Source organism: Mycoplana rhizolycopersici, from assembly GCF_013378445.1.
Taxonomy (GTDB): domain Bacteria; phylum Pseudomonadota; class Alphaproteobacteria; order Rhizobiales; family Rhizobiaceae; genus Mycoplana; species Mycoplana rhizolycopersici.
The window spans coordinates 1-12,794 of the sequence record NZ_JABXYK010000030.1 but is presented as its reverse complement, the minus strand read 5'-3'; the positions used below and the strand labels follow the sequence as shown (position 1 = coordinate 12,794).

Annotated in this window: 12 protein-coding genes and 2 pseudogenes; 8 read left to right on the top strand and 6 right to left on the bottom strand. The window is 60.8% G+C overall.

Going from position 1 to position 12,794, the window contains the following annotated elements; genetic code table 11:
- Positions 1-18: 18 nt before the first annotated feature.
- Positions 19-885, bottom strand: a complete 867-nt coding sequence (gene aztB / locus HV823_RS25600; RefSeq protein WP_176952507.1) for a zinc ABC transporter permease AztB — start codon at positions 883-885, stop codon at positions 19-21.
- Positions 878-1,687 (bottom strand): zinc ABC transporter ATP-binding protein AztA, encoded by an 810-nt coding sequence (aztA, locus tag HV823_RS25595; RefSeq protein WP_176952525.1) that lies wholly within the window; start codon positions 1,685-1,687, stop codon positions 878-880. The genes aztB and aztA overlap by 8 nt, the downstream gene beginning before the upstream one ends.
- A 136-nt stretch (positions 1,688-1,823) precedes the next feature.
- Here aztA and HV823_RS25590 point away from each other — a divergent pair, with 136 nt between their 5' ends.
- The 4 genes from HV823_RS25590 (at position 1,824) to HV823_RS25575 (ending at position 5,860) form a co-directional block, all read left to right on the top strand.
- Positions 1,824-2,810 (top strand): CobW family GTP-binding protein, encoded by a 987-nt coding sequence (locus HV823_RS25590; protein WP_176952506.1) that lies wholly within the window; start codon positions 1,824-1,826, stop codon positions 2,808-2,810.
- Positions 2,811-2,852: 42 nt separating this feature from the next.
- Complete coding sequence (gene aztD, locus HV823_RS25585) at positions 2,853-4,091, top strand: zinc metallochaperone AztD (RefSeq protein WP_176952505.1); 1,239 nt, start codon at positions 2,853-2,855, stop codon at positions 4,089-4,091.
- A gap of 75 nt (positions 4,092-4,166) precedes the next feature.
- Positions 4,167-4,580 carry a Fur family transcriptional regulator gene (locus tag HV823_RS25580; protein WP_176952504.1) on the top strand — a complete coding sequence of 138 codons (414 nt, stop codon included), beginning with the start codon at positions 4,167-4,169 and terminating at the stop codon, positions 4,578-4,580.
- Between the two features lie 74 nt (positions 4,581-4,654).
- Entirely contained in the window at positions 4,655-5,860 is a 1,206-nt protein-coding gene (locus HV823_RS25575; protein ID WP_176952524.1) for a GTP-binding protein, read from the top strand.
- 262 nt (positions 5,861-6,122) lie between these two features.
- On the opposite strand, the gene HV823_RS25570 is transcribed toward HV823_RS25575, so the two are convergent.
- The 3 genes from HV823_RS25570 to HV823_RS25560 are packed head-to-tail and all read right to left on the bottom strand — an operon-like array spanning position 6,123 to position 9,067.
- Positions 6,123-6,875, bottom strand: coding sequence for an ABC transporter ATP-binding protein (locus HV823_RS25570; RefSeq protein ID WP_176952503.1), 753 nt, complete (start codon positions 6,873-6,875; stop codon positions 6,123-6,125).
- Positions 6,869-7,933 (bottom strand): FecCD family ABC transporter permease, encoded by a 1,065-nt coding sequence (locus HV823_RS25565; protein WP_176952502.1) that lies wholly within the window; start codon positions 7,931-7,933, stop codon positions 6,869-6,871. The genes HV823_RS25570 and HV823_RS25565 overlap by 7 nt, the downstream gene beginning before the upstream one ends.
- Positions 7,934-7,936: 3 nt before the next feature.
- Positions 7,937-9,067 carry an ABC transporter substrate-binding protein gene (locus HV823_RS25560; RefSeq protein ID WP_176952501.1) on the bottom strand — a complete coding sequence of 377 codons (1,131 nt, stop codon included), beginning with the start codon at positions 9,065-9,067 and terminating at the stop codon, positions 7,937-7,939.
- 102 nt (positions 9,068-9,169) lie between these two features.
- Here HV823_RS25560 and HV823_RS25555 point away from each other — a divergent pair, with 102 nt between their 5' ends.
- The 3 genes and pseudogenes from HV823_RS25555 to HV823_RS25545 form a co-directional block, all read left to right on the top strand.
- On the top strand, positions 9,170-9,985 hold the full coding sequence (locus tag HV823_RS25555; protein ID WP_176952500.1) for a class I SAM-dependent methyltransferase: 816 nt from the start codon (positions 9,170-9,172) through the stop codon (positions 9,983-9,985).
- A gap of 121 nt (positions 9,986-10,106) precedes the next feature.
- Positions 10,107-10,325 (top strand): annotated as a pseudogene (locus tag HV823_RS25550) (IS1096 element passenger TnpR family protein); the annotation flags it as partial.
- Positions 10,326-10,385: 60 nt separating this feature from the next.
- Positions 10,386-10,620, top strand: a pseudogene (locus HV823_RS25545) (IS256 family transposase); the annotation flags it as partial.
- Positions 10,621-10,858: 238 nt separating this feature from the next.
- On the opposite strand, the gene HV823_RS25540 reads toward HV823_RS25545, so the two are convergent.
- A complete protein-coding gene (locus tag HV823_RS25540) occupies positions 10,859-11,824 on the bottom strand; it encodes a VOC family protein (RefSeq protein ID WP_176952499.1) in 966 nt (321 codons plus the stop codon).
- A gap of 277 nt (positions 11,825-12,101) precedes the next feature.
- Here HV823_RS25540 and HV823_RS25535 point away from each other — a divergent pair, with 277 nt between their 5' ends.
- Positions 12,102-12,272, top strand: coding sequence for a hypothetical protein (locus HV823_RS25535; RefSeq protein WP_176952498.1), 171 nt, complete (start codon positions 12,102-12,104; stop codon positions 12,270-12,272).
- Positions 12,273-12,794 lie beyond the last annotated feature (522 nt).

Below are 12,794 nucleotides of genomic sequence, written 5' to 3'. Positions count from 1 at the left end.
GAGATCTCCTTGGGTTGATCAGGCGGTTTTGTGACGCCGGGACGTCAGGGCAGTCGGAAGCATTCCCCGCGTCCCGACCAGGGCGGAGACGGCGTAGATGACGCCCGCCGTCAGGATGATGGCGGGGCCAGACGGCAAAGAGGCGTGATAGGACAGCAGCAATCCGCTGACCGACGAGATGGCGGCGATGACGATCGCTATGACGCACATCGCGCGAACCTCGTTGGTCCAGAAGCGGGAGGCAGCAGCGGGTAGCATCATCAGGCCGACCGACAGCAGCGTGCCGAGCGCCTGGAACCCGCCGACGAGGTTAAGCACGACAAGCGTCAGGAAGATGAGGTGAACAGGCGTTCCGATACGACTGACGGACCGGAGAAAAAGCGGGTCGAGGCACTCGGCGACGAGCGCGCGCCAGAACACCGCCAGCGCTAAAAATGTGATGACGGCGACGCCGACAATCAGCGTGAGCGCGGCATCATTGAGCGCCAGCACCGAGCCGAACAGGACATGCATGAGATCGACGCTCGATCCCTTCCAGGACACCAGCAGCACCCCGACCGCAAGCGAAATCAGATAGAAGGCGGCAAGCGACGCATCCTCCTTCTGGACGGTGAAGCGCGAGACAATGCCTGAGCCGAGCGCCACCAGCAGTCCGACGATCAGACCGCCGATCGTCATGGGAACGATCTGAAGCCCGAACAGCACGAAGCCGACGGCCGCACCGGGAAGAATGGCATGCGCCATCGCATCCCCCGTCAGGCTCATGCGCCGCAACATCAGGAAGACGCCGATGGGTGCGCAACTGACGGAAAGGACAAGCGATCCGAACAGCGCGCGCTGCATGAAGCCATAGCGCAGGAATGGACCGATCAGATCCTCATACATGGCCGGCAATCTTGTGTTGGCGCGGGAGGTGAGTGTGATGGTCGTGGCCGCAAGTTTGGCCCTCCCGGCCTGCATCATCCTCACACCAGCCGGCCTCTTCGTCCCATGCCTCCTGAAAGCTGCGCGCCTTGCGCAAATTCTCTGATGTCATGACGTCAGAGGTGGCGCCCCATGCCACAGGCTTACGGGCGATCAGCAGGGTCTCGGGAAAATGGTCGCGCACCAGCACGTAGTCGTGCAGCACGCACAGAACTGTGCGGCCTTCCGCCACCCAGCCTTTGATCACCACAATAAGGTCAGCAATGGTGCGGGCATCGACCGCGTTGAACGGTTCGTCCAGCAGGATCAGATCGGCATCCTGAAGCATGGTGCGCGCAAAAAGAGCCCGCTGCATCTGCCCGCCGGACAGGCTGTCGAGGGGGCGCTTCTCAAAACCAGTCAATCCAACCGCGTCCAGGCAAGTGGAAAGCCTGATCTTGTCAGCGGCCGTGAGGCGCCCCAGCAAGCCGCGTTTCTGCCAGTAACCGAGAGACACGAGATCGATCACGCGCGCTGGAAAGGTCCGGTCAAGTTCGGATTGCTGCGCCAGATAGGCAAGGCGCCGAAAGCCCGGAACGCAAGCACCGCTGATCGGCTTCAAAATACCGGCTATGCCTTTCAGCAAGGTGGATTTGCCCGACCCGTTGGCGCCAACGACTGCGGTCAGCGAACCGCGTTGCACGCCACCGCTCAGGTGATGAACGGCCGCGTGACCCTGGTAGCCAAGCGTAAGATTTCTAAATTCCAGACAAGTGTTGCTCATCGCGTCCTCGGGGATTGACAGCGACTGCATAGGTAATGTTATTACGTTCGTCAATCGCAAACGTAACGTAATAACATTTGCATTGACCGAACCGCCGACACCCGCTGGCTCAAGCGGATCGTTCAGGAGGACCACCATGTCTCAGATCGAACCCACCCCCGTCACGGTACTGACCGGATATCTGGGTGCCGGGAAAACCACGCTTCTCAACCGCATTCTGACCGAGCCGCACGGCAAGAAGTTCGCCGTCATCGTCAACGAGTTCGGCGAGGTCGGGATCGACAATGACCTGATCGTCGAGTCGGACGAGGACGTGTTCGAGATGAACAACGGCTGCATCTGCTGCACGGTGCGAGGAGACCTGATCCGGATCATCGAAGGACTGATGCGTCGCCCCGGCCGCTTCGACGGCATCCTGATCGAGACGACGGGCCTCGCTGATCCGGCGCCGGTGGCACAAACCTTCTTCGTCGACGAGGATGTCAGGTCGAAAACCCGCTTGGATTCGATCATCACCGTCGTCGACGCCAAGCATCTTCTCGGCGAGATCGACCGCGCTCATGAGGCACAGGAACAACTCGCCTTCGCCGATACGATCATCCTCAACAAGACCGATCTCGTCAGTGACAATGACATCGCGGCCGTCGAGCAGCGCATCCGGCGGATCAATCCCACCGCCAGCATAATCAGATCAACGCGTTGCGATATCGACATATCAAGCCTCCTGGATCGCAAAGCGTTTGATCTTGACCGCATTCTGGAGGTCGAGCCCGATTTTCTCGACGAAGAGCACGAGCACGAGCATGACGACCATGTCACCAGCTTTTCGCTGGTCGAGCGGGAGCCCATGGATCCAGGCAGGTTCCTGAACTGGCTGCAAACGACGGTGCAGGCATTCGGAAGGGATATGCTGCGAATGAAGGGGATCATCTCGTTTGCCGGTGACGACGACCGCTTCGTCGTCCAGGCCGTGCACATGCTTCTGGAAGGCGATCACCAGCGGCCGTGGAAGGAAAATGAGGATCGGGTGACCCGGCTGGTCTTCATTGGCCGCGACCTGCCCAAAGACGTCATCAGCGACGGCTTTACCAAATGCCGTGCGGTTTGGCAGGCCGCCGAATAGCCCGCCGCGCACAACAAATCACAACATGAAGGAAGGAACCCGATGAGACTGTCTCTTACCCGAAACCGCTTGCTGGCTGCGGTGGCAGCGAGCCTGGTCTTCATTGCACCCGGCGCCTTTGCCGACGAAGATCATGAGACTAAAGAGGCCTGGCGCCTGTTCGTGGCTGACCATACAAACCCGGTCGTGCGCGTCATCGATTTCAAGGATGGTAAGGAACTCGGCCGCTATGACGTCAAGGGATATGCATCGCTAACGGCGAGTGCCTCCGGTCAGACAGTCTTTGCTGCCCAGACGGAAGCAGATGTCATTCATGCGATCAGAACCGGCATCAATTTTTCGGATCATGGAGAACATCGCGATCTCGAAGTTTCCGAGCCCGCGCTCCTGCCCGTGACATTTGAGGGCAAGCGCCCCGGCCACGTCGTGCCGCATGATGACCATGTCGTCCTGTTCTACGATCGCGCCGACAAGGCAGAAATCGTCGATGAAGCCGACATCCTCGACGGAAAAGTGGAAAAGCGGATTGTCGACACGATCAAGCCGCATCACGGCGTGGCGGTGACGATGGGCCGCTACGTGCTCGTCTCGGCCCCAAATACAGAAATCGAAACGAAACCAGATGAATTGCCGCCGCGTATTGGCCTTCGCGTAGTCGACGAAAAGGGCGAGCAGGTTGGCGAAATGGCCAGATGCACCGACCTTCACGGCGAGGCGACCTCGGCCCGCCTCGTCGCCTTCGGCTGCAAGGAGGGCGTTCTTGTGGCGCGCCCGGGCGGACTTGATGGGCCGAAGCTCACGATGCTGCCCTATCCCGACGATTTTCCGAAGACCTACACGGGCACACTCCTCGGCGGCAAGGCGATGCAATTCTTCCTCGGCAACTATGGCGATGACAAGCTGGTGTTGATCGACGCGGATGCCGAACAACCCTACAAGCTGATCGAGTTGCCGACGCGCCGCGTGGATTTTCAGCTCGATCCGGCAGAACCGCGCAACGCCTATATCCTGACGGAAGACGGAGACCTTCACGTTCTCGATGTCGTCAAGGGCGCAATCGTCAATAAGGCGAAGGTCACCCAGCCTTACAGCAAGGATGGCCATTGGCGCGATCCGCGCCCGCGCCTTGCTGTGGCCGATGGCCAGATCGCCGTCACCGATCCCCGCCATTCTCTCGTTCGCGTTGTCGATGCGGACACGCTGAAAGAAACGCGCACAATCGCGGTCGAAGGTCAGCCCTTCTCGATCGTTGCCGTCGGCGGTTCGGGCGCCTCTCACTGACGCGATGAAACCTCTGCCCGGAACTGTAGCGCAGTTCCGGGCAGACCCTCAAAACGGCACCTCCCGGAGATCCGCATGTTGCAGGCAGCCCATACCCACGATGTAAAGCTGACGAGGAACCAGAGCCTCGTGCTCTCCGTGCTGCAATCGACCGAGCAGCCGCTCAGCGCCTATACCATCTTGGACCGTCTGCGGGATGACGGCTTGAGGGCGCCGCTTCAGATCTATCGCGCGCTCGATAAACTGATGGAGGTTGGCCGCATCCACCGGTTGGAAAGCATGAACGCCTTCGTCGTCTGTTGCCATTCAAAGCATGGGCAGATCCATCCGCGGATCACTGCATTCGAGATCTGCGAAGGCTGCGGGAAGGTCAACGAATTCCACGATGCGAAGATCGAGGATGCCCTCGTACGCCATGCTCGAAAGAGAGGCTTCAAGATCAGAACCACCACGATCGAGGTCCACGGCGTATGCGGCGAGTGCCACTGAGCTTGAGCTGCTGACGGCTAAACGGTCATTGCGCATTGCCTGGATCTGTTACGTTATTTCATTAAAGGATTCTCATTGTGAAGAAGCTTCCTGTCACCGTCCTTTCCGGCTTCCTCGGAGCCGGAAAGACGACATTGCTCAACCATATTCTCACCAACCGCGCCGGCATGCGCGTTGCCCTGATCGTCAACGACATGAGCGAGATCAATATCGACGCCGCACTGGTCCGCGACGGCGGCGCCAACCTGTCGCGCATGCAGGAGCAACTGGTCGAGATGACCAATGGCTGCATCTGTTGCACGCTGCGTGACGATCTGCTGCAGGAGGTGCGGGCCTTGGCCGAGCAGGATCGCTTCGACTACCTGCTGATCGAATCAACCGGCATCGCCGAGCCACTCCCCGTTGCGGCAACTTTCGACTTCCGTGACGAGAACGGTCAGAGCCTTGCGGATGTCTCGAAGCTGGACACAATGGTGACCGTCGTTGATGCCGCCAACCTTTTGCAGGACTACAGTTCCTCGGACTTCCTGGCGGATCGCGGCGAGACGGCAGGAGAAGGAGATAGCCGCACACTGGTCGATCTTTTGGTCGAACAGATCGAATTTGCGGATGTCGTGATCCTCAACAAGATCACCACGGCGACGCCCGAACAGCGCGATGCCGCGCGCAAGATTATTGTCGGCCTGAACCCGGATGCCAGGCTCATCGAGGCCGACTTCGGCAAGGTGGATCTGAAGGAGGTCCTGGGCACCGGTCGCTTCGATTTTGCCAAGGCTGAGACGCATCCGCTTTGGTATAAGGAGCTGCACGGCTTCAAGGACCATATTCCGGAGACCGAGGAATATGGTATCCGCTCCTTCGTCTACCGCGCCAAGAAGCCATTCGACCCAATGAAGTTCCAGGCCTTCATCGACAAATCCTGGCCGGGCGTCGTGCGCGCCAAGGGCTTCTTCTGGCTGGCGACCCGCCCGCGCCATGTCGGCGAGATCAGCCAGGCGGGTGCGCTTGTGCGAACCGGAAAGATGGGCCTTTGGTGGACGTCCGTTTCGCGCGAGCAATGGCCGCAGGATCCCGGCTTTCTCAACATGATGAAGCCCTATCTCGATCCTGTCTGGGGTGACCGCCGGCAGGAAATCGTCTTCATCGGCGCCGATCCGATGGACGAGGCGAAGATCTGCGCTGAACTGGACGCCTGCCTGATCGACAGCCCGGTCTTCGTGCCGGACCTCTGGCGCAACCTGCCGGATCCGTTCGCCAGTTGGGATCGCAAGGCTGCTTGAGTGCCGCCGACCGGCAGATTGACAGGCGTCGGGCCCTGATTGTGCCTGGAGGCTAGACCGGCCGCATTGTCTTCTGGGTCAGGTCTGCCGCCGCTTTGGCGCAAAATCACCCGAACTCGATCCTCCGCTTCGCTTCTACAGACAGAAAAACGCGATCGGTTTTACCGGGTTGGCCATACTCGCGCCGCGCAGCAGGCGGCGTGCTTCTGCCGCGGTTCCAGACGGTGGCAGTACGTTAGGAGAAAAAAGAAGAATGTGCGGATCAAAGCGCGCCGTCGACTATTATCATGGGCCGGCCACGGGAACAGGATTCGATGCGCGCTTCGACGCGGTAGATGTCACGCAGCATGGCCGAGGTGATCACGTCCGTAGTCACGCCGCTCGAAGCCATTTCTCCATTGGCGATGACGATGGTGTTCGTGCAATAGCGTAGAGCATGGTTCAGGTCGTGCAGCGCGATCAGGACGATCATGCCGGTGCGGCTGGCGATCGCGCAGACGAATTCCAGCACGTCGATCTGGCGGTGCAGATCGAGCGCCGACGTCGGCTCGTCCATCAGCAGGACTTCGGGTTTACGCACCAGCGCCTGGCCGAGCGAGACCAACTGCCGCTGGCCGCCGGAAAGCGCATCGAGCCCGCGGAAGGCGAGGTCCTCGATGCGCAGCGCCTTCAGGATTGCGTCGATCTCGAAAAGTTCGTCGTCCCGCACACGCCAGCCGCCGTCCTGCTTGGCCGCAAGCAGCAGCGACTCGTAGACTGTCAGCACGGCATTCGAGCCTGTATCCTGCGGCATGTAGCAGATCGAGCGATCGCCGCGCGTCGCCTCGGAGAGTTGCACGACGCCGGGGCCGGAGATGAGCCCGGCGATCCGCTTGAACAGCGTCGACTTCCCCGCCGCATTGGGGCCGATCACCGCTGTCGTGGTGCCGGGCGTCAGCAACTCGATTGCGACCTTGGACAGGACCGTTGTGCGGCCATAGCTGGCACCAACGTCCTTCAGCACCAAGCTTACCATGCGCGCCTCCGGTTCGAGAAAATCAGAACAAAGAAGAAGGGTACGCCGACGAACGCGGTGATGACGCCGATCGGCAGGATAGCGCCGGGAATGAGCACCTTGCTCACGACCGAGGTCGTCGACAGCAGCAGCGCGCCGCAGATGACAGCACCCGGCAAGAAGAAGCGCTGGTCCTCACCCACCACCATGCGGGCGATATGCGGACCGACAAGGCCGACGAAGCCTATCGTGCCGACGAACGATACCGGAATGGCGGCGAGCAGGCTGACGATGAGCATGGTGTGAAGGCGCAGGCGCCGTACGTTGACGCCCATGCTCGCCGCCTTGTCGTCGCCCAGTCGCAGCGCCGTCAGCGCCCAGGCACTACGGATGAAGAACGGCAGGGTTACTAGCAGGATGGCGGCGGTGACGAACACCTTGTCCCAGGTCGCCTTCGTGAGGCTGCCCATCGTCCAGAACACCACGGCGGCGAGCGCCTGTTCGGAAGCCAGATATTCAAGCAGCGAAAGCGCGGCATTAAAGGTGAAGACGAGCGCGATGCCGAGCAGCACGATCGTCTCGACCGTCACGCCGCGCAGTGTCGAGGCAAAATGAATAAAAAGTGCCGCCACCATTGCCATGATGAAAGCGTTGACCGGTACCATATATTGAACCGCGCCGGGAAAGATGGCCACGCCACCGACAAGCCCCAACGCCGCACCAAAGCTGGCCGCAGCTGAAATGCCGAGGGTGAAGGGGCTGGCGAGCGGGTTCGACAAAATCGTCTGCATCTGCGCCCCGGCGACGGAAAGCGACGCACCGACTGTGACGGCCATCAGCGCTATCGGCATGCGGATATCCCAGATCACGACACGCAGCTGGTCACCGACCGTATCGGGCGAGAATAGCGCGGAAAGCACCTGCGACAAGCTGTAATTCGCCGGCCCCAGCGCCATGTCGGTCGCGATACTCACGGCGAGTGCACAGGCAAGACCGGCGAGGATGAGAATGCGCCGAAAGGCAAGGGCGCGATACTGATCGCGACCCGTTGCCTTGGCTTCTGCGGCCACAGCAGTCATGGCCTACTTGTCTTTCAGCGATACGAAGTAGCCTGCCTTGTAGTCGAGCGGCAGGAAGCGCGCGTGCAACTCCTTGAAGGTCGCTTCCGGATCCAGATCCTTGAAGAGATCCGGATGCAGCCACTTGGCGATCTGCTGGATCGCGACGAACTGGTAGGGGTTGTTGTAGAACTGGTGCCAGATGGCGTGAACATTGCCGTCCTTGACTGCCTTGATGCCGGTGAAGGCCGGTCGCTTTGTCAGGTTCTCCAGCTTGCGATGCGCTTCGGCGGTATCCGCGCCATAGCCGACGCCGACCCACGCCCCGCCTGGCACATAGCCTTCCCACATGCCGCCGGTGATGATCACCTGATCCGGATTGGACGCGATGATTTGCTCCGGATTCACCGTACCGAAGGTGCCTGGAATGATATTCTTCGCCAGATTGGTGCCGCCGGCAAGCTCGACCATCCGACCGAAGTTCTCATTGCCGAAGGACATGCAGCAATCGTCGGAATAGCCCCCGGCCCGCTCCATGAAGACGAGCGGCTTCGCAGGCTTATTCTTCTCCAGCACATCCGTCACCTGCTTGATCGCTTCGGCGCGGAACGTGATGAAGTCTTCGGCGACCTTTTCCTTGCCCATCAGCGTGCCCATGATGCGCATGCTCGGCTCGGTGTTTTCCATCGGCTTTTCGCGAAAATCTACATAGACCAAGGGAATGCCGACCTTGGCGAGCTTCTCGATGTAGCCGGCTTCCTCCGTCGCGGTCTTGGCATCGACGTTCATCAGGATGACGTCGGGCTTCAGGGCCACCGCCTGCTCGATGTCGAACGTGCCATCCTTCATGCCGCCGAACGTCGGCAGTTTGGCGATGTCCGGGTACTTCTCGAGATAGGCGGCATAGGATTCCGGATCCGCCTTCGGCAGGTCGTCACGCCACCCGACCACGTGCTGGAACGGGTTCTCCTTGTCGAGCGCGGCAAGGAAATAGATCTGACGGCCTTCCCCCAGGATGACGTGCCTGACCGGAACGTTGACTTCGACCTCGCGACCCGTCACGTCCTCAACGATGGCGGGATCGGCCAAGGCGGGAAGCACGGTGGACACAAAAAGGCCAACGGCCAGCATCGCGGACTTGCCTGTAGGGCGCATGATAGTTCATCTCCGGTGGAAACTGTCCGCACTTATTATTTGATGACTTTCATAGTCAAGTTCTATCTTTTAGAGCGTCAAACCTGAATCAAGGAGCAGCGCATGCAGAGCGAGGGGATAGCGGAAGGCGCCAATTTCACCCTGAGGGATGAAATCAAGGCCTATTGGTCGGCCCGCGCGGCCACCTTCGACCAGTCGCCGGGCCACGAGATCTTTTCCGAGGAAGAGCGGGCCGCTTGGCATGCCTTGATCGAGCGGCACGTCGGCCGTCGCAACGGCGCCAAGGCGCTCGACCTTGCCAGTGGCACCGGTGTGATTTCCCACCTCATGGACGATCTAGGCTATCGCGTCACCGGCATCGACTGGTCGGAAGCCATGCTGGAACGGGCGCGTGCCAAGGCAACGTCGCGCGGCCGGGCGATCCGCTTTCACCTCGGCGATGCGGAGAACACGCTGGAGTCGGGCGACAGCTACGATGTGATCGTGACGCGGCATCTTGTGTGGACGCTCGTCGATCCCAAGGCGTGTTTTGCGGAATGGCTGCGTGTCCTGAAGCCGGGCGGCAAGCTGCTCATCATCGACGGTGATTTCGTCAACACGGGCCTTGCCGAGCGGCTGGTAAAGCGTCTCGCAGCCATCCTTGAAAGAGCCGGCATCCTAAAGGCGCAAGCGACCCATGCGTCAGCCGTGATGGCTGGCGCGCATGAAAACATCTTGTCGCGCGTTCACTTCTCCGGCGGTGCGCGTGCCGATGCCGTTCGCCGCATGCTTGAAGAGGCAGGCTTTTCAGCCGTTGCGGCTGACACCAACCTGCGGCAAATCCACAAGGCGCAGGCCAAGCATTTCGGTTTCTTCAAAGCCACCGCGAGGGGAATGCAGCATCGCTACGCGATCGTGGCGCAAAAGCCGGCCAGCTAGACTTGCCGCGCTCCGCGATCTCGGCACTTGGTGAAAATCGAACGCCCGCTTTCTCGACTTCGAGCACGGTGCTGTTTTCAGCTACCACTATGATTTCCGGGATGACTGGTGGCACACCGTAGCGGTCAAGGAGTTCTCAACGCTAACTGCTATGCCCAAACACCGGAACTGCGTCTGTGGCGAAAGGGCTCGACTGCCCGAGGATGTTGGCGGCGTGTCGGGTTATGAGCGGTTTCTGGGGATCATCGCCGACCGGGAGGATCCCGATATGCCGAAACCATTCGGTGGTGAGGTGGCTACTTTTATCGATCATGTCCCACGGAGTGGTGTAGCGGGTTAGCGGTGGTCACCAGTGTTTTCTGGTAGGGTCGGGTTGTTCAAGCCTGATGGAAGACCGCCGATGACCGACGACATGATGGATCTGCGCTCACTCGTTGAGAAGAGTGCCGACGCCGATTTGCTGCTGAAGGTGATCGGCTTTGCCGCCGAAAAGTTGATGGCGCTGGAGGTCGGCGTGAAGACCGGCGCGGGCTATGGCGAGAAGAACGACACGCGGAGGCACCATCGAGCTTCGTATTCCGAAGCTTCGCACCGGCAACTGTTTCCCGAGCTTCCTCGAGCCACACCGCATGGCAGGAAGCTCCTCCGCGAGGAGATAGGCGCCCTTCACGTTCACCCCGCATCCACAGACAGGGAATGCCATCGTCAGGCATATCTGAGACCCTTTTCGGCGAGGCGCTTGCGCATGCCGTAGCTATCTAGGCCGAGTTCGCCGGCAGCGAAGACCGGCGCTTCGGCTCGTCTTTGGCAAACCTCTTTTCCGCCGCCGCAATGCTGCTTCCCCCTCCACCCGACGGACGATGCGGACACCCATCAATCATCACCGTGCTTCTTCACCGGCGGCGTGCCGTGTGTGTGAAATGTTTCGATCGTCTTGAGGCCCCATGCCTGTCCCTTCCGGCGGTCAGCCTCGGTCCAGACGACCGGCTCCCAGTCGGGTGCGAGGATCAGACGAGCACCGGAATTGGCCAGTTCAACGCGGTTGCCGGCGGGCTCCCAGACATAGAGGAAGAACGTGCCCTGGATGGCGTGTTTGTGCGGCCCGGTCTCGATATGAACGCCGTTCTCCAGGAAAATGTCAGCGGCGCGCAGAATGTCCTCGCGCGTATCGGTCGCATAGGTGACATGGTGCAGCCGCCCCTCGCCGCCGCCGTGCTCCTCGGCGCAGGCGAGGTCGTAGGTCTTGTTGTTGACAGTGAACCAGCACCCGCCGAGACGCCCGTTGTCGAGCTGGATCAACTCGGTCACGCGCGATCCGAGGCAGGTTTCCATGAAGGCGCGGAACGCGGAAACGTCCGAGGCCAAAAGGTTGAGGTGGTCGATCCGGCGCGGATGGCAGCCGCGGCCGTGATAGCGCTGCGCGATGTTCTTGAGTTTCGGCCGCTCCTGCGGCGGCGGCGCGTAGCTCACCGTATCCCAGTAGATTTCGAAGACATGGCCGAAGGGATCTCGGAAACGGAAGGCGCGGCCGTGGCCGGCATCGCCGTCCACCCAGCCGATCACCTCGTAGCCGCTCGCCTCGACCGCCCTGACACGCCGCTCCAGCGCCGCCGGCGAGGCGGCGCGGTAGGCGACATGGCCGATCCCCGTCGTCGTATGGCGGGTCAGTTTCAGCGAATGGAACTCGTAGTCGTCCCAGGCGCGCAGATAGGCCGACGTCTCATCCTCGCCTGCCAATGTCAGGCCGTAGACATTGACGAAGAAATCGAGGCTTTCCTCATAGCGGTCGGTATACATCTCCACATGCGCGAGATGGGCTATGTCGAAACAGGGTTCCATCCGGTTTCCTCCCAATGGATTTCAATGTTCAACGACGGTCCGCGGGAAGACCGACTGGGGGTGTGCGGTCCGCTCAGGTAGAGCTGCGGCGCGCCCGGCGATGACGCCCCTGCCCTTCGATCTTGCCCGCACCTCCGAATTGATCGGCATCGCCACCCGCAAGGACTGGCTTTCCCACCGCCGCGCGGTCAGCATTTCTAGCTGAAATCCGTCACCCGGCAACAGTTGCAGATAGCGAGAACGCATTGCCTGCCAATCCCGCCCCCGGAAAGTCGCGGTGCTGACCGGGCCCGATCTGAACGCCAACGCGATCAACATCGAACTGGCGCTCAAGGATGTCCAGGAAAAGTATCCAGACTTCAAGGTCGCCGCCGTGGTCAAGACGGACTGTTGGGTACTTCAGGGCAACCAGAAGACCCTGCCGCTTTTCAGGCCAACAAGGATCTGACCATCTTCATCTCCAACTATTCGGATATGCCCCGCGGCGCGGTCCAGGCCGGCCGATGCTCTGTAAGTGGTCATGAAGCCGATCCCGATCGTTTGCAATGCTCAAACCTTACCAGCTGTGGCCCAACGACACGTGACCCCGCAACACAGATTCGCTGGGAGCACTCAAGTCGGTGATGGGTAGCGTCCGTGCCGCGCGAGACGCCGGCTCGGGCAGACGCCCCCGGGCGCCTTTCATTCTCCTTGCTTGCCGGCCCCCTCTCCAGCTCATGCCTCTCGGCGTATCTCCACTGGCTCGGCAAGGGGCCAACCTGGGCAATGACCACTATCGATGCCGAGGAAATGCGCGCAAGCCGCGAGGAAGGGCAGACGCATCAGGCGCGCGGGTAACGATCCACGCCGAGCCGCAAGCGATCCACCGGGCGACAGGCGATCCGGTGAAAAGCCTTGAGGGAGTGGCCTTGCCGGCCGCTCCCCGCTTTCGAATGATGCAATGCATGCTGCTTCACAGCAGGAAGTCCCC